Origin of the sequence: Aquimarina besae (genome assembly GCF_042434905.1) — a bacterium.
Classification (GTDB): Bacteria; Bacteroidota; Bacteroidia; order Flavobacteriales; family Flavobacteriaceae; genus Aquimarina.
The window spans coordinates 4679002-4705999 of record NZ_CP170199.1; the positions used below are offsets into that span (position 1 = coordinate 4679002).

Annotated in this window: 28 protein-coding genes; 10 read left to right on the plus strand and 18 right to left on the minus strand. The window is 33.8% G+C overall.

Features of this window, described 5'->3' with window-relative positions; all coding sequences use genetic code 11:
• Nucleotides 1-87 precede the first annotated feature (87 nt).
• The 4 genes from ACE94K_RS20740 to recR form a co-directional block, all read right to left on the minus strand.
• Nucleotides 88-1047, minus strand: coding sequence for a peptidase (locus tag ACE94K_RS20740; RefSeq protein WP_378177017.1), 960 nt, complete (start codon nt 1045-1047; stop codon nt 88-90).
• A 264-nt stretch (nt 1048-1311) separates the two neighbouring features.
• Complete coding sequence (locus ACE94K_RS20745; RefSeq protein WP_378177020.1) at nt 1312-2658, minus strand: dihydrolipoamide acetyltransferase family protein; 1347 nt, start codon at nt 2656-2658, stop codon at nt 1312-1314.
• Between the two features lie 90 nt (nt 2659-2748).
• Nucleotides 2749-3900 (minus strand): glycosyltransferase family 2 protein, encoded by a 1152-nt coding sequence (locus tag ACE94K_RS20750; RefSeq protein WP_378177023.1) that lies wholly within the window; start codon nt 3898-3900, stop codon nt 2749-2751.
• A 3-nt stretch (nt 3901-3903) separates the two neighbouring features.
• Entirely contained in the window at nt 3904-4524 is a 621-nt protein-coding gene (recR, locus tag ACE94K_RS20755) for a recombination mediator RecR (RefSeq protein ID WP_378177026.1), read from the minus strand.
• Between the two features lie 218 nt (nt 4525-4742).
• On the opposite strand from recR, the gene ACE94K_RS20760 reads away from it, so the two are divergent.
• From ACE94K_RS20760 to secA, 4 genes are all read left to right on the plus strand, one after another.
• Complete coding sequence (locus ACE94K_RS20760) at nt 4743-4907, plus strand: hypothetical protein (protein WP_378177029.1); 165 nt, start codon at nt 4743-4745, stop codon at nt 4905-4907.
• Nucleotides 4908-5018: 111 nt separating this feature from the next.
• Nucleotides 5019-5594, plus strand: a complete 576-nt coding sequence (locus tag ACE94K_RS20765; protein ID WP_378177032.1) for a cob(I)yrinic acid a,c-diamide adenosyltransferase — start codon at nt 5019-5021, stop codon at nt 5592-5594.
• A gap of 140 nt (nt 5595-5734) precedes the next feature.
• Nucleotides 5735-5956 (plus strand): DUF2795 domain-containing protein, encoded by a 222-nt coding sequence (locus ACE94K_RS20770; RefSeq protein ID WP_006989959.1) that lies wholly within the window; start codon nt 5735-5737, stop codon nt 5954-5956.
• A 236-nt stretch (nt 5957-6192) separates the two neighbouring features.
• Nucleotides 6193-9549, plus strand: coding sequence for a preprotein translocase subunit SecA (gene secA, locus ACE94K_RS20775; protein ID WP_378177037.1), 3357 nt, complete (start codon nt 6193-6195; stop codon nt 9547-9549).
• Nucleotides 9550-9633: 84 nt separating this feature from the next.
• Here the strand turns inward: secA and ACE94K_RS20780 are convergent, their stop codons facing one another.
• Together ACE94K_RS20780 and ACE94K_RS20785 are read right to left on the minus strand one after the other, a co-directional pair.
• The gene (locus ACE94K_RS20780) at nt 9634-10242 is read right to left on the minus strand and encodes a hypothetical protein (protein ID WP_378177040.1); all 609 of its coding nucleotides are present in this window, start codon (nt 10240-10242) and stop codon (nt 9634-9636) included.
• Nucleotides 10239-10610 carry a PadR family transcriptional regulator gene (locus tag ACE94K_RS20785; protein ID WP_378177043.1) on the minus strand — a complete coding sequence of 124 codons (372 nt, stop codon included), beginning with the start codon at nt 10608-10610 and terminating at the stop codon, nt 10239-10241. The genes ACE94K_RS20780 and ACE94K_RS20785 overlap by 4 nt, the downstream gene beginning before the upstream one ends.
• 113 nt (nt 10611-10723) lie before the next feature.
• On the opposite strand from ACE94K_RS20785, the gene ACE94K_RS20790 reads away from it, so the two are divergent.
• Entirely contained in the window at nt 10724-11302 is a 579-nt protein-coding gene (locus tag ACE94K_RS20790) for a DUF4377 domain-containing protein (RefSeq protein ID WP_378177046.1), read from the plus strand.
• A 77-nt stretch (nt 11303-11379) separates the two neighbouring features.
• On the opposite strand, the gene ACE94K_RS20795 is transcribed toward ACE94K_RS20790, so the two are convergent.
• The 5 genes from ACE94K_RS20795 to ACE94K_RS20815 form a co-directional block, all read right to left on the minus strand.
• On the minus strand, nt 11380-12018 hold the full coding sequence (locus ACE94K_RS20795) for a hypothetical protein (protein WP_378177049.1): 639 nt from the start codon (nt 12016-12018) through the stop codon (nt 11380-11382).
• 320 nt (nt 12019-12338) lie between these two features.
• Entirely contained in the window at nt 12339-13028 is a 690-nt protein-coding gene (locus tag ACE94K_RS20800) for a peptidoglycan DD-metalloendopeptidase family protein (RefSeq protein ID WP_378177052.1), read from the minus strand.
• Nucleotides 13028-14356 (minus strand): flavin-containing monooxygenase, encoded by a 1329-nt coding sequence (locus ACE94K_RS20805; RefSeq protein WP_378177055.1) that lies wholly within the window; start codon nt 14354-14356, stop codon nt 13028-13030. The genes ACE94K_RS20800 and ACE94K_RS20805 overlap by 1 nt, the downstream gene beginning before the upstream one ends.
• Before the next feature lie 90 nt (nt 14357-14446).
• A complete protein-coding gene (locus ACE94K_RS20810) occupies nt 14447-14839 on the minus strand; it encodes a hypothetical protein (protein ID WP_378177058.1) in 393 nt (130 codons plus the stop codon).
• The gene (locus tag ACE94K_RS20815) at nt 14823-15410 is read right to left on the minus strand and encodes an RNA polymerase sigma factor (RefSeq protein WP_378177061.1); all 588 of its coding nucleotides are present in this window, start codon (nt 15408-15410) and stop codon (nt 14823-14825) included. The genes ACE94K_RS20810 and ACE94K_RS20815 overlap by 17 nt, the downstream gene beginning before the upstream one ends.
• A 148-nt stretch (nt 15411-15558) precedes the next feature.
• Between ACE94K_RS20815 and ACE94K_RS20820 the strand changes: the two genes are divergently transcribed.
• Nucleotides 15559-15909: a DUF6249 domain-containing protein gene (locus ACE94K_RS20820; RefSeq protein WP_378177064.1), complete on the plus strand. Its 351-nt coding sequence runs from the start codon at nt 15559-15561 to the stop codon at nt 15907-15909.
• A 105-nt stretch (nt 15910-16014) separates the two neighbouring features.
• Here ACE94K_RS20820 and ACE94K_RS20825 read toward each other — a convergent pair whose 3' ends face one another.
• From ACE94K_RS20825 to ACE94K_RS20845, 5 genes are all read right to left on the minus strand, one after another.
• Nucleotides 16015-16653 (minus strand): hypothetical protein, encoded by a 639-nt coding sequence (locus tag ACE94K_RS20825; protein ID WP_378177067.1) that lies wholly within the window; start codon nt 16651-16653, stop codon nt 16015-16017.
• A 509-nt stretch (nt 16654-17162) separates the two neighbouring features.
• The gene (locus tag ACE94K_RS20830; protein ID WP_378177070.1) at nt 17163-17288 is read right to left on the minus strand and encodes a hypothetical protein; all 126 of its coding nucleotides are present in this window, start codon (nt 17286-17288) and stop codon (nt 17163-17165) included.
• A gap of 290 nt (nt 17289-17578) precedes the next feature.
• Nucleotides 17579-18958 (minus strand): hypothetical protein, encoded by a 1380-nt coding sequence (locus ACE94K_RS20835; protein ID WP_378177072.1) that lies wholly within the window; start codon nt 18956-18958, stop codon nt 17579-17581.
• On the minus strand, nt 18930-19541 hold the full coding sequence (locus ACE94K_RS20840; protein WP_378177075.1) for a hypothetical protein: 612 nt from the start codon (nt 19539-19541) through the stop codon (nt 18930-18932). Before ACE94K_RS20840 ends, ACE94K_RS20835 begins: the two co-directional genes overlap by 29 nt.
• The gene (locus tag ACE94K_RS20845; RefSeq protein WP_378177078.1) at nt 19525-20016 is read right to left on the minus strand and encodes an RNA polymerase sigma factor; all 492 of its coding nucleotides are present in this window, start codon (nt 20014-20016) and stop codon (nt 19525-19527) included. The genes ACE94K_RS20840 and ACE94K_RS20845 overlap by 17 nt, the downstream gene beginning before the upstream one ends.
• A gap of 390 nt (nt 20017-20406) precedes the next feature.
• Between ACE94K_RS20845 and ACE94K_RS20850 the strand changes: the two genes are divergently transcribed.
• Together ACE94K_RS20850 and ACE94K_RS20855 are read left to right on the plus strand one after the other, a co-directional pair.
• Nucleotides 20407-20580 carry a hypothetical protein gene (locus ACE94K_RS20850; protein WP_378177080.1) on the plus strand — a complete coding sequence of 58 codons (174 nt, stop codon included), beginning with the start codon at nt 20407-20409 and terminating at the stop codon, nt 20578-20580.
• Between the two features lie 12 nt (nt 20581-20592).
• Nucleotides 20593-20802 (plus strand): hypothetical protein, encoded by a 210-nt coding sequence (locus ACE94K_RS20855; protein ID WP_378177083.1) that lies wholly within the window; start codon nt 20593-20595, stop codon nt 20800-20802.
• A 34-nt stretch (nt 20803-20836) separates the two neighbouring features.
• Here the strand turns inward: ACE94K_RS20855 and ACE94K_RS20860 are convergent, their stop codons facing one another.
• Nucleotides 20837-22558, minus strand: coding sequence for a phytoene desaturase family protein (locus ACE94K_RS20860; RefSeq protein WP_378177085.1), 1722 nt, complete (start codon nt 22556-22558; stop codon nt 20837-20839).
• Here ACE94K_RS20860 and ACE94K_RS20865 point away from each other — a divergent pair.
• Nucleotides 22521-23081 (plus strand): DUF2911 domain-containing protein, encoded by a 561-nt coding sequence (locus tag ACE94K_RS20865; RefSeq protein WP_378177088.1) that lies wholly within the window; start codon nt 22521-22523, stop codon nt 23079-23081. The genes ACE94K_RS20860 and ACE94K_RS20865 overlap by 38 nt on opposite strands.
• Before the next feature lie 94 nt (nt 23082-23175).
• Complete coding sequence (gene meaB, locus ACE94K_RS20870) at nt 23176-24228, plus strand: methylmalonyl Co-A mutase-associated GTPase MeaB (protein WP_378177091.1); 1053 nt, start codon at nt 23176-23178, stop codon at nt 24226-24228.
• 114 nt (nt 24229-24342) lie between these two features.
• Here meaB and ACE94K_RS20875 read toward each other — a convergent pair whose 3' ends face one another.
• Nucleotides 24343-26949, minus strand: coding sequence for a M4 family metallopeptidase (locus ACE94K_RS20875; protein WP_378177094.1), 2607 nt, complete (start codon nt 26947-26949; stop codon nt 24343-24345).
• Nucleotides 26950-26998 lie beyond the last annotated feature (49 nt).

Here is a 26998-nt window from a genome sequence, read left to right on the forward strand (position 1 = left end):
CGAAAGATCTTTCCAAATCTAACCCAAAGAAGAAAATCAAGATTTTATCGATTAGCGAAAGCTCTTTATTTGATTCTTTCATGCTTTTCAATCATTTAAGTAGTTCTTGTTCTTTGCATTATCAAATTGTTCAATCAACTCTTTAATATCTTGATCTTCGTATTTGCGTGAGAAATGAACCGGAATTGCACGCTGCACCCCACAAAGATTCATAATTTTACCAGATTCTGACGCATAACTATGGTGGTTTTTCTTTGCAAATTCTTTGTCTTCATCTTTATAAAAGCATTCTATATAAACCTCATCAGCATTGGTAAAACATCTTTTAATTTTAGTATGATTTGCAGTTGTAGCAGCGTGATCTAGAATAACTCCCAGTTTTTTTCCTTTTTTGTTATGAATCAAATGAAATAACTCTTTAGATCTATATGTCTTGTCTTCAATTTTTATTATTTTTTCAGGATCTACGTCCTCATAAGCATCCTTTAATTCTCGAACCCATTTACCTCCTTTTAAATCCCCCGTCAGTTCTATTTTGACCTTATCATAAGCTGCAAAAAGATAAGCAATGGTGTCGGTTTTATGATCTAACACCTCATACGAAACCTCAAATTGTTTTTCTTCAAAAATCGTAGCAGATTCAACTATTTTTTCTTCTTCTTTTAACCAAAGAGGAGGACGCAGCAGAGCAGATTTGTACACACCCTGTTCTAAAATCTCTCTTACTTCGTACGTTATTGCATTCTTATCAATCAAGTTCCAACAATAACTTTGTATTCTATGCTGAACTTGATCAATAATCCCATTTGGACCAGATATCACAACCTTTCTTTGAATCCCAATTTGATGTCTTAAGATGGTATCGAAATTTACAAAATGATCAATATGCGTATGACTTATAAAGATGGCATTTGTATTTTGACATTCTTTTACGCTCAGACTTTTTGCTTCACCGCAATCGCATATGTAGTTATACGGATGATTATCGACTTTTATAAGAATACAGATATCCTCATCTACAGCACTTTTGACCTCTGCCTTAAACATGCTAATATTTGTTTTTAAATTGCTTATCAGATTAGCAAGTAATAGCAAACATACTTACCAAAAGAAAGAAAAAAGTTACTCCTTTAAAGCTTTTTTTTGATCAACGATATGATGACCTTAATTTTTCCATTAAATAAACTACAATTCCTTCCATTAAAAAAACCACAACAAATAGTGTAGTGGTTCTTTACTTGTCATATATTTTTATAAAATACCTAACCTTAATTTTCCAACAGAGAAAGGGAGCTATTGTATCACAAAATTTTAAAACTCTCTATTCGGATCAAAAGCTTCCAAGTAATCTTTTACACGCTGTACAAACTGTCCTCCCAGCGCGCCATTTACGACTCTGTGATCGTAGGAGTGTGATAAGAACATTTTATAACGGATCCCGATAAAGTCCCCGTCCGGTGTTTCAATAACAGCAGGCACTTTACGAATCGCTCCTAACGCTAAAATAGCAACTTGTGGTTGATTGATAATAGGTGTACCCATTATACTCCCAAAAGTACCCACATTAGTAACTGTATAGGTTCCTCCTTGAATATCATCTGGTTTCAGATTGTTATTTCGAGCACGGTTTGCCAAATCATTCACTGCTTTGGTCATGCCTACAAGATTTAATTGATCGGCATTTTTGATTACCGGAACAATTAAATTACCATCAGGCAAGGCAGCAGCCATACCCAAATTGATATTTTTCTTTTTGATAATTGTATCACCAGAAACAGAAATATTAATCATTGGGAAATCTCTGATCGCTTTTGCCACCGCTTCCATAAAGATAGGGGTGAACGTTAAGTTCTCTCCTTCTCTCTTCATAAAATCTCCTTTTACTTTCTTTCTCCAATTCCAGATGTTAGTAACATCGGCTTCAATAAAAGATTGCACGTGCGCAGAAGTCTGAACGGACGCTACCATATGATGTGCAATCAGTTTACCCATTCTGGTCATTTCAATGATTTCATCATCTCCCGACGCTACCACAGGAACGGCTTTTGGCACTTCAGTTTTCTGAACCGGAGCTATTGGAGCCGTTTTTTGTCCTGTTGCTGTAGCAGAAGTTACAGAATCTTTTGCCGTTTTACCAGTCTTACGATCTTCAACAAATTGTAAGATATCATTTTTAGTAACTCTACCATCTTTTCCAGTTCCTGTCAAACCTTCTAATTCTGCTACTGAAACACCTTCTGCCGCAGCGATATTTTTTACTAACGGAGAATAAAACTTAGAACTCTCGGAAAAGTCAGTTTTTGTCATCGTTTCTGTTACAGCAGCAATATCGTTTTCTATAGTTTGTGCGACTGCTTCTGGAGTAGCAGCTACTTTTTCTTTTGATTCTTGAGGAGCGGTTTCTGCCTCACCTTCTCCTTCTGTTTCTATAATTGCAATGGTTTGACCAACTTTTACCACATCATCAACTTCAAAAAGTCTTTCTACCAAAACACCTTCTACCTCACTAGGGACTTCACTATCAACTTTGTCTGTAGCAATCTCCAATACTGCATCGTCCATTTCGATAGTATCTCCAACTTCTTTTAACCAAGTTGTTATTGTTGCTTCTGCAACACTCTCACCCATCTTCGGAAGTTTAAGCTCAAATTTTGCCATATTCTTAATCAAAGGTATTTATTAGTTATATTTTTTGCGAAATTAATAAAAGTTATACTCTTAAATTAATTTTTATTTATTAAAGTTTATTTAAAAAGTGATTACCTCCCCTTTTCCATCACTAAAATCACTTCCTAAAATATAATCACAACCAGCAGGTTTGATTTTAAACGTAGTGTTCGACATTCTTAATTGCTGCATTGCTTTTATGATCTCACCAAAACTTAGTATCTCATTGTCAAAGATAAGTTCGTTATTAGTATATCCCAAATTCTTTATGGATTCTAAAGATATTAACTGTACTTCTTTCTGTAAAACCTGAATGAGTTTATCTCTTAAGGCTTCATTTTCTGAAATTAAATAATACTGATTAACCGTCTGCTTTTCTCTTTGATGATTTTTGAACGATTGTACAACCGAGGTTAAACGTATTCCGGTAGATACCATAAGATCTAAAAACCAATTACTTTTAAAGTGCTTGTCATAAAACAAACGCATCGCTCCATAAAAGCGTTTGATATATTCTGTATTTCGATCTGTACTTTCTCCTTTATAATGAATTACAGGAACGGTTCCGATATAATAATTTACCATACCTTTCTTTTTCATCTTATAGGAGAGATCAATATCTTCTCCATACATAAAGTAGTCTTCATCAAAACCTGCCACAGATTCATAATCTAGTTTCTTAGTAAGAATAAAAGCACCTACTAAAATATCTACATCTCCAATCTGTGTTTCTGCAATATGATCTGCATAATAATTTTTTACTTTTCCTAGTTTAATCCCAAATAACCTTTTAAAAGATGTTAGTGGCGAAGGTACATTGCGCTTGCTTTCAGGTAAAAAATTTCCTGTGCCATCAATTAACCTAGGGCCAATCATTCCTGCAAGTAAGAGTTTCTCTGATTTATTGATCATGGTAACAAAAGTATCCTCTGTTACAACCGTATCTGGGTTAAGAATGCATAAATACTCACCTTTAGCTACAGCAACTCCTTGATTATTAGCTTTAGCGAAACCAATATTTTCTTTATTTTCTATTAATGTAACTGTCGGAAAGTTTTTTTTGACCATCTCACAGCTATCATCAGATGAGTTATTATCAATAACAATAATCTCTGCCTCGAGCGATGTTATAGCCTTCTGGACACTAAGAATACACAATTCCAGAAAATAGCGAACATTGTAGTTAAGAATGATTACAGAAAGTTTCAGCAGGCAAGATTTTATAAGTGGCACATATTATGAATTCTTCAATGCATTTTCAAAAGGGATTCTATTGATAATACTTCTTCCTAAGGTTACTTCATCAGCATATTCTAATTCATCATTCACCCCAATTCCTCGTGCAATAGTAGATGTTTTCACCTCTACACCTTCTAATTGTTTATAGATATAAAAATTAGTGGTGTCACCCTCCATAGTTGCACTTAATGCAAAAATCAGTTCCTTTATATCATCGGATTTTGCTTTTTCTATTAATGAATGAATCTTTAGATCCTGAGGACCAATACCATCCATTGGACTTATCTTCCCACCTAAAACATGATACAAACCTCTGTACTGACTTGTACTTTCAATAGCCATTACATCCCTGATGTCTTCAACCACACAAATAATATTCTGAATTCTGTTAGGGTTACTACATATATCACAAACTTCTACATCGCTTATACTATGGCATTTTTTGCAAAATTTCACTTCTTCTCTCAAGGTTCCAAGTGCTTTGACCAAATGCTGTGTTTGGGTTTCAGGTTGCCGCAATAAATGTAATACCAATCTCAGTGCCGTTCGTTTACCTATACCCGGTAATTGAGACATTTCATACACTGCATTTTCCAATAATTTTGATGAAAATTCCATAGCGAGACAAAGGTAATAAATAGTGATGAGTATTTGAGTAGCTGGATTACTAGTATTTGGGTAATTTAGTTTTACTCAGATAAGCCAACAATAGCTTATGTTAGAATCTATATTGATGTTTCATATAGAATCCTCTTTGTATTTTGTATCTTCCAAAAAACTCATAAACTCAAAAACTCACATACTATTTTACTAATTTTACCACAAAAGAACAAATCATGTTTGACTCACTCTCTGAAGAAACCCAATTGATTTTGGTGGTGATCGCCATTGCACTATTATTTTTTGCCGTTAGGTGGAACTCAGGTAGAAATAAAAAAAAACTATACGATCGGGACAAAAGAGATTTTAGAAAAAACTATTATAATAAAAAGAAGAAATGAGTCTTGAGTGGTTACTATTGGCTATAGTTATTGGTACAATTTACGTGTATCTAAATGTAGCTAAAGCCAAGAAAGACATCACAAATTATAAAAAAAATCAAAAAGACCTAGATGAAGATATACACAAAAACAGGAGATAAGGGCACAACTGCATTATTTGGTGGCACCAGAGTACCAAAGCATCATATCCGTATCGACAGTTATGGAACAGTAGACGAGCTAAACTCACATATTGGCCTTATTAGAGACCAACAAATTGATGAATTAAGTAAGAAAGTACTGATTAACATTCAGGATAAATTATTCACTGTTGGGGCTGTATTAGCCACAGATCCTAAAAAAGCGATATTAAAAAGTGGTGAAAAAAGACTAAACATTCCAACAATTTCTGCAGAAGACATTACATTATTGGAAACAGAAATGGATCGAATGAATGAGTCGCTGCCCCCGATGACACATTTCGTATTACCTGGCGGACATCAAACCGTGTCATTCTGTCACATTGCTCGCTGCGTTTGTAGAAGAGCAGAGCGCTTAGCCACTGCTTTATATGAATTAGAACCTTTTGAAGAAACTACTTTACAGTACGTAAACAGACTATCTGACTACCTCTTTGTACTGGCACGAAAGTTGTCATACGATTTGCAGGCAGAAGAGATACAATGGATTCCTCAAAAGAAATCTTAAGGTTTTTGAAAGCCTGAAAATAACTTAAGGGTAACACCCAAAAAATCACGTTCTTATAATTATTGTTGAAATAATTAATTTTTTACTTGACTTTTTAAACTAAAAAATTATTTTTGCAAAAAAATTAAACCAGTAAGCATATGTATTGGACTTTAGAATTAGCATCATATTTAAGTGATGCACCTTGGCCAGCAACCAAAGATGAGTTAATTGACTATGCAATTCGTACGGGAGCACCGCTAGAGGTTGTGGAGAACCTACAATCTATTGAAGATGAAGGAGATTCGTATGATTCTATAGAAGAAATATGGCCGGATTATCCTACTGATGAAGATTATCTTTGGAATGAGGATGAATATTAAAAAAATATTTAAATAGTATTAAAAGTCTCGCAAGAGGCTTTTTTTTTGCGTAAATTACGCCACTTTTTCGAGCTATCTTATAGCCGTAAAAGCATTGTATAATATCGCCTTAGAGGCATTGAGGTTACAATAGTTTCCTGAAACTGAAATGAAACTTAAAAATCACCTTGAAAAAGGTTCTTTAAGTTAGTTTCTTTTCAATAGTTAATCTCATAAAAAACATTTAACCATAAACCATGGGAGTTTTAGATTCTGTATTAAAAGTATTCGTTGGAGATAAATCCAAAAAAGACATAAAAGAAATCCAACCAAAGGTTGATTTAATTAAAAAAGAAGAACAAGCAATTGCTGCTCTTTCTCATAATGAACTTCGCGCTAAGACAGTGGAATTCAAAAATTTTGTAAATGAAGCTCGTGCAGATATTATAGCCCAAATTGACGCTCTTACAGAAGAAGCAGATGCCACCGAAGATATCGACCGAAAAGAAGACATCTATGCAGAGATTGATAAATTGAAAAAGGATGCATATGAAGCTACTGAGAAAGCTTTAAATGAAATTTTACCTCAAGCTTTTGCCGTGGTAAAAGAAACCGCTAAAAGATTTGCAGAAAACGATACTATTACTGTAGAAGCTAGCGCTTATGATCGTGAACTTTCCGGCACAAGAGAACATATTGCTTTAGATGGAGATCAGGCTATTTGGTCTACAAGTTGGGATGCCGCAGGAAAAGAGGTAAAGTGGGATATGGTACATTATGATGTACAGCTCATTGGAGGTATTGCACTACACGAAGGAAAAGTTGCCGAGATGCAAACGGGAGAAGGTAAAACGTTAGTAGCGACTTTACCTGTTTATCTGAATGCTTTATCTGGCAATGGTGTTCACCTGGTAACCGTAAATGATTATCTGGCTCGTCGTGATAGCGAATGGATGGCACCAATTTTTCAGTTTCATGGCCTAACTGTAGACTGTATTGACAATCACAAACCAAATTCTGCAGAGCGGAGAGCTGCATACAATGCTGATATTACCTACGGAACGAATAATGAATTTGGTTTTGATTACCTAAGAGATAACATGTCTCATGCTCCAGAAGATCTGGTTCAACGTCCTCATAATTACGCTATAATTGATGAAGTGGATTCTGTATTAATTGATGATGCACGTACACCTTTAATTATCTCAGGACCAATCCCGAAAGGGGATATCCACGAATTTGATGAGTTAAAACCTAAAATTGCTGATATCGTATCGGTACAACAAAAATATTTAACTTCTGTTCTTGCCGAAGCAAAAAAACTGATCAAAGAAGGAAACACAAAGGATGGAGGATTTAAGTTACTTCAGGTATACAGAGGGATCCCTAAAAACAAAGCACTCATTAAATTCTTAAGTGAAGAAGGAGTAAAAATGTTACTTCAAAAAACTGAGAATTTCTATATGCAGGATAATAATCGTGAGATGCATAAGATAGATGCGGATCTTTACTATGTGATAGAGGAAAAAAATAATCAAATTGACCTAACTGATAAAGGTGTGGATTATCTTTCTGGTAAAGATGATCCTGATTTCTTCGTTTTACCGCAGATTGGAATGGAGATAGCCAAAATCGAAGATCTTGGTTTATCTAAAGAAGAAGAAGCAGAAAAGAAAGAAGACCTATTTAGGGAGTATAGTGTAAAGAGTGAGCGTATCCATACACTTCGCCAATTATTAAAAGCATATTCTTTATTTGAAAAAGATGTAGAATATGTAGTAATGGACAATAAAGTTAAGATTGTTGATGAGCAGACCGGGCGTATTATGGATGGTCGCCGTTATAGCGATGGACTGCATCAAGCTATTGAAGCAAAAGAGAATGTAAAGATTGAAGACGCTACACAAACCTTTGCTACCGTAACATTACAGAACTACTTTAGAATGTACGGCAAGTTATCAGGTATGACAGGTACTGCAGTCACAGAAGCAGGAGAACTTTGGGAAATTTACAAATTAGATGTGGTAGAGATCCCTACAAACAGACCTATCGCCAGAAAAGATATGGAAGATTTGGTTTACAAAACCAAGCGAGAAAAATATAATGCGGTAATTGATCAGGTTACAGAACTTTCGAGAGCAGGAAGACCGGTATTAATCGGTACCACTTCTGTAGAAATCTCAGAATTATTAGGTAGAATGCTTACTATCCGAAAAGTACCTCATAACGTACTGAATGCAAAGCTCCATAAAAAAGAAGCAGACATTGTTGCTGAAGCTGGTAATCCAGGCGTAGTAACAATTGCTACCAATATGGCCGGACGGGGAACGGATATCAAGTTAAGTGATGAAGTAAAAGCAGCCGGTGGTTTAGCTATTATAGGTACAGAACGTCATGATTCGCGTCGTGTAGACAGACAGTTACGTGGTCGTGCAGGTCGTCAGGGAGATCCGGGAAGTTCTCAGTTCTATGTATCGTTAGAAGATAATTTGATGCGTTTATTTGGATCAGAACGTATTGCTAAGATGATGGATAGAATGGGATTAAAAGAAGGTGAAGTAATTCAACATTCTATGATCTCTAAATCTATTGAAAGAGCTCAGAAAAAAGTAGAAGAAAACAACTTTGGAGTTCGTAAACGATTACTAGAATACGATGATGTCATGAATGCACAACGTGAGGTGGTTTACAAACGTCGTTATCACGCGTTGTTTGGAGAACGTCTTCGTGTAGATCTTGCTAATATGATCTATGATACCGCAGAAGTTATTACAGAAAGTAACAAAAACGCTCAGGATTTTAAAAACTTTGAATTCGAATTGATTCGTTATTTCTCAATGAGTAGTCCAATTACGGTAGAGGAATTCGAAAAAATGGATGCTCAGAAAATTGCAGGAGAAGTTTATAAAGCTGCGTACGAACATTATCAAGATAAGATGAAGCGTAACGCTGAAGCTGCATATCCTGTGATCAAGCAAGTATATGAAGATCCTTCAAGCAAGTATGAGCGTATCCTAGTTCCTTTTACAGATGGAGTAAAAAGTCTGAATGTTGCCACCAACTTGGAGAAAGCATACGAAAGTGAAGGAAAGCAGTTGATTACAGATTTCGAAAAAAATATCACTTTAGCGATTATCGATGATGCCTGGAAAACACATCTACGTAAAATGGATGAGTTAAAACAAAGCGTACAGCTTGCAGTTCACGAACAGAAAGATCCATTATTGATCTATAAGTTTGAAGCCTTCGAGTTGTTTAAAGCCATGATCGAAGAGGTAAATAAGGATGTAATCTCTTTCCTATTTAAAGGTGAACTACCAACAGGTAATACTCAGGACATTTCTGAAGCCCGTCAAATACGCAGAAAAGAGAATCTGGAAACGTCTAAAGAAGAAATTCCTAATATGGATGAGCGTGCTGCTCAGAACAGAGCTGCAGGACAAACACAGCAGCGACAGCAAGTAACTGAGACTATCGTTCGTGAGCAACCAAAAATCGGTCGTAATGATAAAGTTACTATCAAACACATCATGAGCGGAGAAAGCAAGACTGTTAAATACAAACAAGCTATTCCTTTAATTGAAAAAGGAGAATGGGTACTGATGAATGAATAGTCCTAAAAAAACAGTTCAATAAAAACAAAAAAACCTGAAATATTACTTCAGGTTTTTTTTGTCATTATCAATCCCACTTTTACCCTAGGCAAATGATCGTTTATACATCGTGAAGAACAAAAACGGTAGATATCCAATTGCGAAAATAAAAGCACCGGCTAATAATAACACCTCTGCCCCCATCCAATGCATTACCTTAAACAATCCGGACATCCCGATAATAACTCCAGAAATACAACCCAACACGATTTTCAGCCTCTCTGAAAGTGTTTTAGCAATTGCGACCTTATACCGATCAAAAGCTAACATTGGAACAAAAACCAATAACAGCAATAAAAATCCGGTGATAAAAAGTTTGTTCGCACCCGGATACCACAAAATTTTAAATGTGATTCCGGTTGTCAAAGTTATTGCTCCAATAAATCCAATAAAATACATCAGTTTTTTCATCATAATTATTCGTTTTGAGTTTAATAAAAAAAGTGTTTTCTTTTCTAAATCTATCAAACCATTAGGCGCCAATTCTGATATAGCACCCTGTAATGATTGATCAAATGTTTTACCCGCTTTTAACTCACTTTCTACCACACAACATAAATGATCAATTATATCATCTCTCAAAGCCGGCAGTTTTAATCCTTGTTTATCTATAACTTGTTTGATCTTTTCTTCTTGTGCATCACTTAGCTTCATATAACATCTAGTTTTGGAAAAATAACTTTATTAAGTGTTGTCATAAAATCCTTAAGCTCTTCTATATAATTCACTTTCTCTTCCTCTCCTTTAGAAGTAAGCAGGTAATATTTTCTAACCCTTTTGCCTATGTATTCTTCTTCACAAGTCAATAAACCATCTTTCTTCATCTTTTGTAAAGCAGGATACAAAGACCCATCTTTTAATAAGATCTTGCCATCGGAGCGCTCCTTTACCTGCTGAAAAATCTCATAACCATACATTCGCTTCTTTTCTGAAAGTAAATTCAGAATAATGACCGACAATGTCCCTTTAAGTAGTTCTTTTGAATACATAGAACAAATATACATAAAATTACAATACATCATAATTCTATGTATTATTTTTTCACAAAACTCTGACGTTATATTTTTCATCACCATTAAACAAAAAAGCTGAAGCAACCTTTTTAGTTTTTATTATCTTATAAAAAATGATTCTTATGAAAAAGACACTCCTAATACTGGTCGTATTGCTAACTCTTGTTTCCTGTAGCGATGATGATGAAGTAATTGCAATTACTACGATTAGAGTAAATCATTATAAAACCACAACCAATGGATTCTTTTTTAGTGGTTTAGGTACTGTGTTATTGATTGAAGAAGGTAATCAGATCGGACAAGATAACTTTACACCAACTTTTAATGGAATTAACGGTTTTGATTATGAATTAGGTTATATCTTTGATTTAAAAGTTTCTATAACACGATTGGCTAATCCGCCAGAAGACGCATCCAGTACAAGAATTGATCTTTTAGAGATCATTTCAAAAACTCCTGTTTCACGGGATACTCAGTTTTCTGTTCGTTTAACACTGAATAATACGAATGGAAGTTATGACGATTGGGTTACCATCGATCAAGAAGGTAATTATTTTTTAATTAATTCTTTAATTAAGCTAGATTGTCAGGATTTATGTGATGAACTATCTTCCAAAATTAATAATCAAGAACAACTGACAGGTGTATTTACACACGGTGAAGGCAACGAATACATCCTTAGAGATATTCTAAATGAATGAGATAGAACATATCATATATAAAAAGCGGACTCAAAATGAGTCCGCTTTAGTTTTATTCCCCTTTTTACTTAATTATTCTATAAATCTGTAACACTGTTCTGAGCTTCTGTAAACTTTTCAACAATTACAGAATCTCCTCTATTATTTTCCAGCAGATAAACACCTATTGGCAATTGACTTAAATCAATAATATTCGTGGTCTTTGATAACACGTGAATCGTATCTTTCACTTCGAATAACTTAATTTTATCTCCGTCTTCAAAATCCAAAACTTCGATGATATTGCCTTCTCTTTCAATTGCTAATTGATTTTCGCTTGAACTCATATAGTTTTCGCTTGATACTTCTTCTGTTTGTGAAGCTTCATTTTCTGCAACAACATCCATTGTATCTTCTACAATAAGCTCTTCTTCTTGTGTTACTACTACTCCATTGATTACCAATTCTTCCTCTAAGCGGTCGATTATAATGGACTTACCCTCATTATTTTCTAACAAATAAGATCCTACAGGTAATTGACTCAAATCAACACGAGAGTAAGATTTTGAAAGAATATGATGTCCTGTTTCCAGTTCAAAAAGTTTTAATTCATCTCCGTCTTCAAAATCTGCTACTTCGACAGTAAGACCATCTTGATAAACGGAAAGCTCATCATCAGAATAAGCAAATACTGAAATCGATAAAAACAAACTAAATATTAGGGCTGTAACTTTCATAATTTTGGGGGCTTTGAAGTTAAAGTATTACGGCTTTACCATACAAGTATAGTGCTAAATCTCTGTGCCACCAACTAATAATCAGACTTTTAGACCAAAACACCCAGATTCTCGTTGAACTACCAAAAAAATGTTAATTAAAAATATAAATAATTGATTTTCAGTATTTTAATTATAAAAACATCTTTAAACCAATGACAAAGAGTTGTTTTTTATCGTTTAAAAACACAAGTATCAAGTATAAACCTGTTTTTTTCTTCGAAATTAATTTTGGAGTAAAACCTAAAAGGAGATAGTAGGCTTTAAATGAATCCTTTATTTCATATTTTCAATAACAAATTTGGATCAGGGCAATTTTGAAGATAAAAAGCGAGCTCCTTTTTATTTGATACTCCAGGATAATCTCCAGTATTTCCTTGCATGTCTTTAATGATCTGAAAATGTAAGTGCGGGGCATAGTCTCCATTTACAGAAGCGTCCCCTAAGGTTGCCAGAATATCGCCTTTTTTAAATTCCTGTCCGACCTCTATATTTTCAATAGATTTTAGACTTAAATGCCCGTATAGTGTATAAAATGTAACATTATCAGTGTTATGTTCTAATATAATCGTAGGGCCGTAGTCACCAAAGTTCTTATTATTTTTAAAGCTATGTACGGTTCCTCTTAGAGGCACAAGCACATCAGTTCCTTCATCACACCAAACATCCAATCCTATATGGATATTACGTTCGGTTTCGGGATCCTTCTTATTAAAGTGATCACTTCTACTGTAAATACCTCGCACCTCGTTATAACCACCGTAAGCAACTTTTGCATTATTTCTAGTCAAATAATGGTTTATATACATATCGAAGTCTTTAGAAGAAGATACATCTGTTGATTGTAAATTTGCATTATCCAACGATAGATCGATAGGAATATAATCTTCTCTACAAAATTTTAAATCCACAACGGGTACAAAATTTTGAGATAAACTTTCGATAAACTTTGAAAATGCAGTATGTCTCATTAAGCGCTTTTTGAGATTTTAATTGGTTCTTTAGAAATCCAGTTTTTAGGTAATTGCTTTAATAATGCTTTTCTAAACTTATGATAGTCTACGGTTATGGTATGTCTGGGTGTATCAATTTGTTTGTAGTGAGGATGAGTAACTTCTCTTTCACAAAGTTTTTTGATATTTGCAGGCATTTTCCAGCTATCAGTGAGATAATTTGCAACTATTTTGCTTTGTAGTTCGGATCCAGGCCATATACATCCTAACGGCTGGAACATACCAATAAAAAACAAATTATGATACTCTTGATGAAACATTTTAAGATACAATGGTACCGGCCCTTTACTGTAATCAATTAAAGACGGATCAAGAAATGAATGTTTCAAGACGTATCCTGTACACGCAATAATAACATCAAAATCTTCTTTGCTTCCGTCTTTGAAATAAACTGTATTACCATCCAGCTTTTCGATATCTACTTTTGGATGCACTTTTCCGTGTCTAACCTTATATAAGAGTTCATCATTGATTGTAGGATGCGTTTCGCCAAATTTAGTTTTAACCTCTTGTAGCCCGTATAACTTATTTTTGCCCAACATAATGTTAAGCAATTTATCATTAAACCAACTTCGAATTTTTACAGGAAGCCAAGCAGATCTGGCTCCGACTATATCAGAAGGCAGCCCAAAAAAGAATTTAGGAATAATCCTGTACCCTCTTCGCCAACTGATTGCCGTTTTTTTACTAACTCTGCTAGTTTCTACCGCTACATCACAAGCAGAATTACCTCCTCCAATCACCAAAACTCTTTTACCAGTAAAAGGAGCTGCTTTTTTGTATGTATGAGAATGCATAAACTCTCCAGAAAAATTACCCGGATACTCAGGCAATCTCGGAACCGAATGATGACCATTACACACTACTAAATCTGTAAAGGTTTCCGTTCGTTCTTTACCGTTTTGTGTGATTCTTACAAGCCATTCTTTATTACTTATCCGTTCACATCGTTCTACCGTAGTGCCGAATTCTATGTATGGATAAAGATTAAAATGCTTTGCATATGCCTGAAAATACCTCCGTAACTCATCGTGTGATGGATAATCTGCTACTGTAGTATCAAAATCGTCAAAAGTATAATCTTCATATTGAGATAATGTTTTAGAACTTATAATATGGGTAGTTTCAAAAACACTACTATGACTTATATTTTCAGTAAATATCCAATTACCACCAACCTCTTCATTACGATCATAGACAACTACCTGAAGACCTTTATCTTTCAGGTTTTTGAGAGCTGTAATCCCACTTGGACCTGCTCCAATGACACATATTCTTCTTTTCATACCTGATGTAAACAAAATATGTTTGTAAAATAAAGAATGTATTGAAGTATAAAAAATATTTTATCGATTTCGCTTAACAATTCATACTACCTAAACTGTGTATGTTTTATCAATACGCCTTTTGATGATGGTAATTTGGAACATAAATAAAATAGATAAGAATATGATTCCATAGGAAGTGGTGCTATGGAACTTAAAATCAGAAAATGGATTTTTAATAATATCTAAACTAAAAAAGGTAAGGTCTAGCCTATCAAGAATCGATGTGTCCTCAGAGAAAAACGGCACAGAAACAAGCAATATCGTAACAAAAATACTGATAAATATCCAGGCCTTTCTAGATATCAATGGTTGATATGTAACGGGTTTCTCTATAGATGTAGATTCTATTTCAATCATCACATTCTGTAAAAAATCTATTGAAGGAAGTTCTGTTCCGGCTTCCTTAACTAATTTCTCTATATCCTTATATTGCTCTTCCATTATTAGTATTAATTTCTGGTGAAACGTGACACTTCAGTATCGAATATAGTTTTTTTCTACTTCGATATAGTTTTATTTTAATATTATCTTCTGTGAGGCCTACAATGTCTTTAATTTCCTTTATGCTTTTCTCTTCAAAGTAATACAGCGTGATTATAGCTGCTTCTTCTTCTGGTAGTTTCAGGATACTCTCTGCGACTACCTGTTTTCTCTCTTTTTCCTGTAAATAACTTAGTGCATCTTGCACCATCCCAATTTCACCTTCTGTAATTTCCTCAATGAGTTCTGTAACTATATAACGTTTATTTTTTTTGATGGCATCTAAGCTTTTTCTATACGCGATGGTATATAACCAAGTAGAAAATTTTGCTTCTCCTCTATAATTTACCAAAGACTTATATGCTTTTACAAAGGTATCTTGAGCTACCTCTTCTGCCTCTTCTTTGTTTCTTAACATTCTGTAAACAACCGTATACACCATACTTTGATAACGTTGTACAAGTATAGAAAATGCATTAGTATCACCTTCTAACACTTGTTTAATGTAATATTGGTCTGATTGATGGTTCATTTAGACATAAGACGGTACAGATTTCTTTTTGGTTACACCTTTCTATGAAAAAGATACAAAATATATTTTTTTATATTTTTTGTAACCGAAATCCAACATTATGCGTCATAGCTAAAAACGAACAGTTAAATCTTTAAATCTAAAAATTATGAGTTTTATTGAAGCATTAATACCATTGTCTATATTCGGATGCATCTTTGGTATTTTCTATTTATTTTTCACTGCTAGGAATAAGGAACGAATGGCACTTATCGATAAGGGAGCAGATGCATCTATTTTTTTTAGTAGTAAAGAGAAAAGAGTAACGCCTGTATGGAAAGTTTTTATTCTTAATTTTTCTCTATTATTAATGGGTATCGGTGTTGGAATATTCATTGCAGGTATATTGCACTACTCTTTAGATGTAGAAGAAAGCATTGCGTTTCCAGGTACTATTTTTCTGATGGCCGGAGTAGGATTATTTACAGGCTTTACAATGACTAAGAATCTTGATAAATAAAACAACTCTCTATGATTATGATATCAATAATAAAGACCTATCATTTCTGATAGGTCTTTCCCCCAAATTCTACTTATTTTATAGCAATAAAATAAATCTACTCTTCTAATTGTAGGCCACTGTATCCTCGTATTCTAGTTCTACATCAAACTTTTCAACAACTACAGCCTGACCTCTATCATTTTCTAAAATATATTTCCCTGACGCCAACTGCGTAAGATCAACTTTTTTTGTGGTTTTGGTTAAAACGTGAATTTTACCAACCATTTCGAATAATTTGATTTTGTCTCCATCTAAAAAATCAAGAACAGTAATCATATCACCATCCCTTGTGATAGCCAATGGATTTACTTCACTGGTAAAGTAATACTCTTCCAACTCTTCTTCAACTGTTACCTCGTTATTAGTTGCAGTTTCACTATCGTATGCTACAATATATTCCGAACCTAGTTCTTTCTCCACAAATATATCTACTTCGGTTTTCTCAATAACCACAGATTTTCCTTCACTGTTCTCTAACAGGTATTTACCCAAAGGTAGTTGCGTAAGATCTATTTGCCCACGAGTTTTTGATAAAATATGAGCTCCCGTTTCAACCTCAAACAATTTTATCTTATCACCTTCTTTAAAATCTACAACTACTACAACAAAACCCTCTCTTGCAATCTGCAAATTATCATCTTCATTTCGAGCATTAAGATTTGCCAAGAAAAATAAGCTAAAAATAAATGCTAAGGTTCTCATTGTCTGGATTTTTAAATTGTAATTATTTTACGTGATTACCATACAATAATATCGTTAAAATACCGTTTCTCGAAAAAAATGACACATTTTTAGATCAAACGTTTTCGATTTTCGATAAATGACACAAAAAAACAGTTTTTTCTGGTTTTAAAATACTAATTTATTGATTATCAATATTTTAAATATAAAAAACAAACTAAAACATAGATTAAAAGCATATATTTTGGATAAACAAACCAAAACTTACAATTCAAACTGTTATAGCTTTCTTAAAAAAATATCAATAATTCACAGAATATGTGAATAAAATTAACAAATTTAACTACGATTCCTCCACTTTATATCCTATTGATTACTCTATCTTCATTTAACAAAAAATCTGGAATCGAACCATTTATCGACTACAATTTCTCGTCCATCTTTATCAATTAAAAGTTATTTACCTACTGGAAGTTGGCTAAAATCGAGTATTTCTCTTTTAGTTTTGTAGGTGACAATCCTACTTGTTTTTAATTCAAATAATTTGACTTGTCTCTTTCTTTAAAGTCTTCTACAGTTATACTATTTCCATTACGTATGATGATGATGAGACTCTCGTCATCTTCGTGATTTCCAAACAAAAATTTTGCACACATTAAAGAAAAAATTAGTAATGATTTTTTTATAAGCTGCTAAAAATTAGAGCTATATGTTTTATATTTCCCACATAGAAAATACCACAAAACAGAACAATAAAAAGAAGACGGAAACTTTTTGACCTTAAGTAGTTTTAATTACGGTGAGAAATACGACGAAACCAGCTAAAGATTAAAAATGTAAGCTGATATTTACAGAAAAATTATTTTTTACAGGTAAAAACATACAATAAAAAAAGCCTTACTATATTGATTAGTAAGACTTTTTACAATTAACACATTATATAAAATCATTGTAATATAATATCGCTATACTTGGCATTTATTGTAATCACTTTATCTGTATCGCGAGTTTTATTAAATCCATTAACAAATACATTTCCAAAGTTTCTTCTGGCATTTGCTTCTACTGTTTTTGGCAAAGAAATCCTGCTTTGTATGCCGCTATATGCAATATTAAAAGCAGTATCCGGTAACTTTAATTTAAAATCACTATTCTCGACAGCTAAATCCAACGTGGAAAACGACTCAGACAAATTTGCAATAGTAATTGCTCCAAAACTACCAGAAATCGCTCCATTATCCTCTAGTTCCTGAATAAAAATATTACTCGAGTCAGAATTAACTCTTAGATTTTTCGCGTTCTGTATTCTACAATTCTTAACGTAATTGACTGCTAATCTTCCGTTGTTCCATTGTCTAATAACCACTGGAGAATACGACGCTCTAATAAATGTTCTATCACCATCAATGATATTTGCTTCCAGACTAGTATGTGATAAAGAAGCAATCATATTTGTTGTTTTCTCAGCTAATTTGATATCACCGTGTCTTATGTTTAACTTAAGTAATGCATCTTTAGGTAATTTAACTTTTACGATTCTATCTATGGTTCTGGTATTATTGATTTTGGAACTATATCTATATACAGTAACATTAGATCCATTTGTTTGTGTAATTTCGAAATCACCAGAAAATTGAGAAGCCCAAGCCTGCATTCTTCTGGCAAACTCTTCTCCTCCCCAATTATTAGGAGCAACGTTAGTGTTCGCTTCTATTTGACCTGAATTTTTACTTAATTCTTTTGTCCAGCTTTTTACGACATTTTCATAATTCTCACCAAATTTCTCTTTAATTTGATCTCCCCATTGTTGAATATACTTTTCTTCATTTTCTTTAAACTTATTAGTATCAAAATTCATACTTGCTAAGTTTTCAGAAAGGGCTCTTGGCATTGGATTATTCTCAATATTTTCAAGAATTGGTCTAAGCATATCAGATATCATAGGTTCCAATCTTCTAAATTCTGGTAAATCTGCTTTCTTAACTGTTGAAGCAGTTACATTACCTGACCAAAAGTTTCCGGTAATAGAATTGATTGTGATTTCTCGACTATTACCTAAAGCCTCTATCTGCCAATTCTGTAACAAACGTTCTTTGTTCTCTTCTGTAATATTCTCCCCTTCTATATAAGCTTCTATTTCTACAGAATTTTTATTCCAGGTTTCAAATACAATTTGAGTGTGACTAGTGTTTAGATTGATTGTAACATCATTATTCACAACAAACTTTTCACTCAGTTTTGATTGTCTATTCTGAGCAAAAACTCCGGAAACACATATCAAATTAAGTGCTATAAAATTAAGCTTGTATATCAATGTAATTTTCATTTTCAATTTTTTCTAATTCTTTTAGTTTGTCCTTTAGTCTGTTTAATAGAGAAAGTCTAAGGGTTAGGTTTTCGATCATCGCTTCAGCACTTTGTACATTCGGCCCAACTTCGATTAACTCTTTATTAAGATCTTGATATTCTTTATTTAAATCCGCTAATCGTTTCATAAAGCTTTCTACTAATTCTCTATTAGAATCATCTACAGTAATCTGAGACAATTGAAATTTTATGCCTGTAAGTAAATAATTTTCTGCTTCCTCATATTCAGGAAACATTTCGGCTAGCGGTGACGTTTGTTTGGTCAACACTACGGTAGAATTTTTTGAATCCATCACATTTGTATCAACAATCTGGGAGTCGTTTATACTTTTTTCACCAAACTCATTAAAAGCCAACATGGAAACGGATAAAATAACCACAACACTAGCAGCAATCCTTAACCAACCGTAATTAAACTTTCTTGCTTTTTTAGGAAGTTCTGCTTCTAACCTTGCCATAAAACGGTTCTCGTGACCTTCTGCTAGGCGTTCTGCAGGAATTCTGGTGTCCTTTTTCAACAATTCTCTAATATCCTGTCCCATCTCTCAAATGTTTTAATTGATCCTGAAGCTGTTTCTTTCCTCGATGCACTAAGGTTCTAGATGCAACCGGAGTAATATCTAAGATTTCACTAATCTCTTTGTGATCGTACCCTTCTATTAAAAAGAGCATTACAGCATATTTATATTTTTCTGGTAACCTTTCTATTGCACTCTTTACCTCATCAACCGTTGTAGCATCCGAAACAGACCAATCGTCTTGTTCTTCTACGGTAGACATCACTTGTTCATTAATAGCAACCATATTCATCTTTTTTGCTTTGAGCATATCAATACTCTTATTGATAACAATGCGCTTAAGCCACGCTCCAAAAGTTACATCTCCTGTAAACTGATGCAATTTTGTAAAAGCTTTAATAAATGACTCTTGCATAGCTTCTTCTGCCTCAAAAGGATCTTTCAGAAAGCGTAAAGCAACATAATACATACCATCACAGTATTTATTATAAAGCTTCATCTGCGCTTTACGATCGTTCGCTCTACATTTTTCTATTAGCTCGCTCTGTAACAAACTTTTCGAATTATTTGGTTAGTGATTGTTTTCTTAAAACTGTTCTAGTTACTATTCTCTTCTAAAGACGAAATTCTAGATCTACTTGTTGCAAAATTACTGATAAAAACATCAAATAAAATAAAAGATATTGGATACCAAATACTTAACAACAAATAAATAGTTATTCTAACGATATAACAGCAATCATTGTTCCAAAATATCAATGGTTTCAAAAAAAATATTTTAATAAAACCATCTTAACTTTTTTATCGTATGTATTTGTATAAACCCTAAAATAAAATTATGAAAGTTCTAGCTACCCAAAATTACGTTGATTTGACAAACACCTCTCAAATGGAGAATATAATACACAAAATAGATCAAACTTTACAATCTAAATTAATGTCTGAATTAGTTTTCGAAAAACTAAAAAGAGAGCGTAGCATCCTTGCTATTACTATTATGAATCAAAAACTAGGCATGTCTAAAAAAGAACTTAAAGGTGCTAAACTTGAAAATTACCAGTAAACACTTGTTATTATGGAATCATTTTTAATCAAAACTATAAATCCGTTTAAAACGTATACAACGGATCACATGTATCTGATTAACCAAGCTCTTGATCAAATCGATGACATTATTAGATCTGAAAGTACTCCGCATAGTATTCTTAAAAGGCTATATGAAGAACGTTTACAGATACTAAAACAAATTTCAAAAATAAACGGTGACTTTTATGAGGGACACTAAAAAAAATACACCTGTCAAACTATTAATAGTAAGCTTAATATTTTGCAGCAATTTCTTTAAACTGTTTGCTCATATTCCATTTTATTATAGTTGTTGCTGTTAATACACCGCTTCCCATAGCTCCCCCTACTCCTACTAAGGTAATGTCCTGACCGGTAAGGTATAATCCTTTTATATGAGTTCTAGGTCGTAATATTCTAGTTTTATAACGCTCCGGAGCATGTGTGACTCCGTAAATTTCACCTTGATTGTAATTACTGAATTTTCTTGTAGAAACTGGAGTAGAAACTTCGGCGTGGATAATATGCCCCTTTAATTGAGGGTATAACTCTTTTAATAAAGACAGCCCTTTTTTCTTAAACTGTTCTTTGATTTCATTATACTCTTCACCTCTGTTTAACCAAGGTTTGTCTTCATATTCACGAAAATCCTTATACCACGCTCTTCCAATTAACTGAATGGTGGCTTTATCGGGATGATCAACGGTCCAAAGACTATCCTTTGCAGATGGAAATGAAATATATGCAAATGACAATTTATCCTGACTTAAGTTTGCTTTATCATTTAAAATAGCGTCGGTATCCTTATTGGCATACCACCATATATTATACTTTGGTAATTTTAACTCTTCATCACCTTTATCTAGTCCGATATATAAGCATAGGTGGCAGGTAGATGGATCAATTTTATTAATATCCTTAATTCTATTATTGCTAACAGAAGAATCAAGTAGACGCTTAAAAGTATTGTAAGCACCTGCATTACTTATTACCTTTTTACAAGAAAATTCTTTACCGTTTATTAATAATCCTGTTACAGATTTCCCTTTCGTAATAATCTTTTCGACATTTGCTTTTATATAGACCTCAACCCCTAATGACTCCAAATTATCGACTATGGTTTCGTGGATACGATTGGCCCCACCTCTAGGGTAATAACCTCCTTCCATAAAATGATTGATTACAATGCAATGAGAAGCAAAACTGCTTTCTTTAGGAGATAATCCATAATTACCACATTGAGCACATAATGCTGCAATGAGTTCCTGATTATTCGTTATACCGCTAAGTACCTCGTAGGTGGTTTTACTGGCAATAGGTTTTTGAATCCTTCTAAAAATTGGGCCTAGTATAATATTTAAAAGACCTGGCAAAGCCTTTTGTACAAAATAGAGAAGATTCTTTTTTGTTGATTTCTGCAATAACTCTAGATATTTGTCAATGGCATGCTTATCCTTAGGAAAGTATTGATGAAATTTATTTCTAAAATTTTCTTTTCCAGAAACAAATTCAAATTTGCGGTCGCCAATATATGCGACGTCGTAAGGGTCTCCCATTGAATCCCATTCTAATTTATTGTCAGATAAATAATTAAAGATTCTTCGCAATCCTGAATCTTCTTCCATATTTCCGACATAATGAACTCCTACATCCCAAACCAGACCTTTTCGTCTTTTAAAAGTATGGGTAAATCCTCCCGGGGTATAATGTTGTTCTAAAATCACAACCTTTTTTCCGGCTTTAGCCAAAAAAACTGCTGTAGTTAAGCCTCCAACTCCAGAACCTATGATGACATAGGTATCATCAGTAAATTCAATTTCAGGAGAAAACTTTTTATAGGATTTTTCGACCATAAACCAGTTGTAAGAGTCCAAAAGTAAGCAATTATATGTACTTTCATAACCAAATAAGTTATCTTTAATGACCAAATCCCAACATATGTCAAAGCTTCTAAAAAGATTGCTCTTATTATTCATCGGAATTGGAATTATTGGTTTTACAGGAGTATCTATCCTAAAATCGTATACAAAAAAACACAGTCCTGAAGAAACTGTTATTCATCGTAGTGGAGAAACCAATTTCACGGTGTTCTACAATAGACCGTTTAAAAAAGGAAGGGGTATTTTTGGAGACCTGATTCCATTTGATCAGGTATGGCGAACCGGAGCAAATGAAGCAACCACTTTTTCCACTGATAAAGACATTCTTGTAGACGGTTCGATACTAAAAGCAGGAACGTATACTTTATGGACTATCCCTGGAGAAAATTCGTGGAAAGTTATTTTTAACACTAAAAAATATAATTGGGGAGTAAAATTTACCGACGGAAGTCCTTCACGCAATCCAGAATATGATGCTTTAACAATAGAAGTTCCTGTCCAACGATTGCTTAATATTGTAGAGCAATTTTCTATTTACTTTCAAGAAGCAAATAATTTCACCATTATGTATCTGGCCTGGGATCAAACCGCTATTGCCGTGCCTATCACCCAAAAGTAGACAAACTTCTTTTTACATTGTGCAAAATTATAGCGAAGTATCCTAAAATGAATTTATAAATTTGTTGCGAAGCCACTTTATAAACAAAAGTATTATGGAACATCAAGATCAATCTTCTAAAACACCACCTGGTACAACTCCCCAGGCGATTGATCGTTTTAAAAAACTTCAACATAAAGAAATTTCTATACTTAATATTTTTGAAGGAATTATTTCAAAAAATACTGCAGCGCTTAGTCAAGGAATTACTTTGATAGAAAGCACGCAAAATAAGCATCAGAAAAAAGCACAAGAATTAATTGAAAAATGCTTGCCGTACGCTAATGAATCTATCAGAATAGGTATTACTGGGGTTCCAGGTGTGGGAAAAAGCACATTTATTGAGGCGTTAGGGAACCTACTCATAAAAAAAGGCAAAAAAGTAGCTGTATTAGCAGTCGATCCCAGCAGTACGATTTCTAAAGGCAGCATTTTAGGTGATAAGACAAGAATGGAATCACTCGTTAGATGTGCTGAAGCATTTATAAGACCTTCTCCATCCGGAAATTCGCTAGGTGGGGTAGCACAAAAAACACGTGAATCCATCATTCTTTGTGAAGCTGCCGGATATGATGTAATCATTATAGAAACCGTTGGTGTTGGGCAAAGTGAAACCGCAGTACACGGAATGGTAGACTTCTTTTTATTATTAAAATTAGCCGGAGCTGGTGATGAGTTACAAGGGATTAAGAGAGGAATTATAGAAATGGCGGATGCCATTGTTATAAATAAAGCAGATGGAGATAATTTAAATCAAGCTCGCGAAGCCAAAAATCAATTTAGGAAGGCCTTACATCTATATCCAATGACGGAAAGTAGTTGGTCTCCCGAAGTACTAACCTGTAGTGCTCTTGAAAATTATGGCATCGAAGAAATCTGGGAACTCATTTCAAAATATTTTGGCACCACAACTAGTAACGGTTATTTCGAAAAAAACAGAATCGAACAAAATAAGTTCTGGTTATTACAAACTATAGAGGAACAACTAAAAAGTTCTTTCTATAATCATCCCAAAGTTAAGCAAGCATTATCTAAACAAATTAAGGCAGTACAGCAGCATAAAACAACTCCATTTGCAGCCGCTCGGTATTTGTTAAGTCTGGTTTGATGACAAACAATGATCTTCATTTGTTATAATTAAAATTTTCTGTAAAAAAAGTACTGCATAATAACCATGTTATTATGCAGTACTAAAAGTTATATACTTTTATAAATTAATAATCTATTTTCTTACGATTGGAATCACACCATTTACAGTTCCTGTATTGATCGACATAAAATAAACTCCACTTGTAAGATCGGTAATATCAATCTCCTTTTCAAGAGCTACATTAGAAAGATCGATAGTTTTTAGCATTCTTCCGTTAATATCATAAATCTCAGCTTTTACTAATTCAATATTTGTAAGTTTTCTAAGATTTACTGTTCCATTAGAAGGAATGGGATATACAGTAATATTTTTTGATATAAACTCATTATCTGCTACAGACAAAGTAGTTTGAGCACAATTAAAAACTGTTATCTCATCAATATACCAACCAAATAAACCACTACAAGAATCCGTGCCCATTTCGAATCTGAACTGAATAGTAGAATTATCAGTAACACCAATTGATGACAGATCTATTTGACTTCTACCCCAGCTTCCTGTGTTAGAACCTTCATCAACACCTGTGAAAGCTACTTCACCTCTCAAAGGGTTGTCATTTTCTACATTTATTGTACTTCCATCACTTAATTCAAAATCCTGATCTGTAATAACCATAGCATTGTAAGGGCTTCTTACAAAAGCAGAAGACGGTAAAAGTGTCCAAGCTCCACCATTTAAGCTATATTTAATATTACCTCCATCCCAGTCAGCTTCTGTAGCTACAAAATGGTTAAAAGACATTTCAAAAGTTCCCCCTTCAACAACTGTTGGAATATTTATTACTGGACTCTGTAAACGTATAATACCATTTTGAAAGCTAGTTTGACAGTCCCCAAGGCTTGGATCTGTGCCAAAAATAGCTTGTCCTGCTCTTCCATCAGGAAGGGAAGACTCTAAAACCCAGTCCCTAGAAATCCACGTACTAGTATCTTCTGGAAGTTGCTCCATAGTCCATCTACTAGCTCCTGTCTCCCAATCCTCATAAAAAATAGCATTGGTCGTTGCATTACTACACAATGTTCCTCTATTAGATAACAAAGGAGTATACCTACAAGAATTTCCTGTTCTCAGTTGAACGGCTAACAGAGCATTTTGTACTTCGATGATATCGGCAGCCGTTATCATTTCACCCGAAAGACCAGCTGGTGTAATACTGGTAGATAATCCTTCCAGGTTAACTCCTAAAAGATCATTGGCAGAAGCTTCTAATGCGTCTGCAAGATTTGCAAAATCGCTTACCAAATTTAAATATTCACTTTGTGCTCTCCAAAATATATGCGCAGCCTTTGTTAAACCAATCGAATTGATGGTTTGTCCTCCAAAAGTTCCTCCATCCACTAACAATGCAAACATGTGATTAGGAATACCGGAATTAATATGCACTCCTCCATTATCAGCTTCACCACATAAGTATCTGAAGTCACTAACACTTGCAGGGTCCCCAGCACAGCTTGGACTCCACATGTCCCTGATAGCACCCCCAAAAGCGGAAGCATCTTCTCCCATCATCCACCTCATTGACGTACCACAACCTGTTCGCAGTGAAACATCTTCTCCATCGTCTGCATAATTATTTAACAAATCAATAGTTTCTCCCCAAATATCTGATAAAGATTCATTTATAGCTCCAGATTCATATGCATATATCAAATTACAAGTGTACTCCGTATATGCATGTCCCCATTCATGGGCGACTACATCATCAGCAGCTGTACCTGTACAATAGTTAGCAGTAACACCGTTCCAATTTGCATTTGGACAACTTATGGTAGGGTCATTATGTACAGTCCTCATTTTTGCATCCTGGCCATCATAAGAGACATAACCAAAAGCATTTTTGAAAAAATTATACGTATGCCCAGCAGCTTCAATTTCAGTTTGTTGCCATTCATCTAGAATTCCAGGAAACGCATCTCCTTCTTGCCAAACAAGATTATCAGTGTTTTCATTATACAATTCCCTACTAATAGCATGAGCCATTCCAGTAATTTGTTCTACAACATTTCCTTTTTGAGCGTTCACAAAAACATATTCTCTAACATCACTATCATTACGCACTTCAACTTCATATACCAAATACAAAGGACCATCTATCCCTTTAATTATACCTTTTTGAAAAACAAAAAGATTAGTTTTATTCACTTTTAAAGGAACACCTGATTTATTTAATCCCTGTTTTCTTACAGTTGATAGAGCTATAGCATTTACCTGAGATTCATTTAATCTTGGTTCTGTATTAAGTTCTGATATTGGGATAACCTTACCACTTATTGAAGTAATATTTTTATTCGAATCAAAATGAAATTTTAATTCACCCCCGTAGACAGGAACTCCATTGTATTTTTGCCTAAGTACAACGTGTTCCAATCCATAATTATCTTTCTTAGTTTTCCCTAAAACCAAAGAATTATTAACCGATTCTATACGATATAAGGACTTGTAATCTTCCAAAAAGCTAAATGCTTTTTGCTCTACAGTTCCTCCATTAGCTTTCATCGCATTTCCAGCTGGGAACTTTACGAATTCTGTTAGTCCAGAATTTTCATCAACAGTTACGATAGCATTCGTTTGCTGTTGTAATTTTGCGATAGATTTTTGGATATTCTGTGAATTAACAGTTAAACCACTGAATAACAATATCATCGACAAAACAATTTTAAAGGTAATCTTTAACTTCATAGTTCTTTTTTATTGTTGAGTTTAATAAATTGAGTTTATCGCATAATCA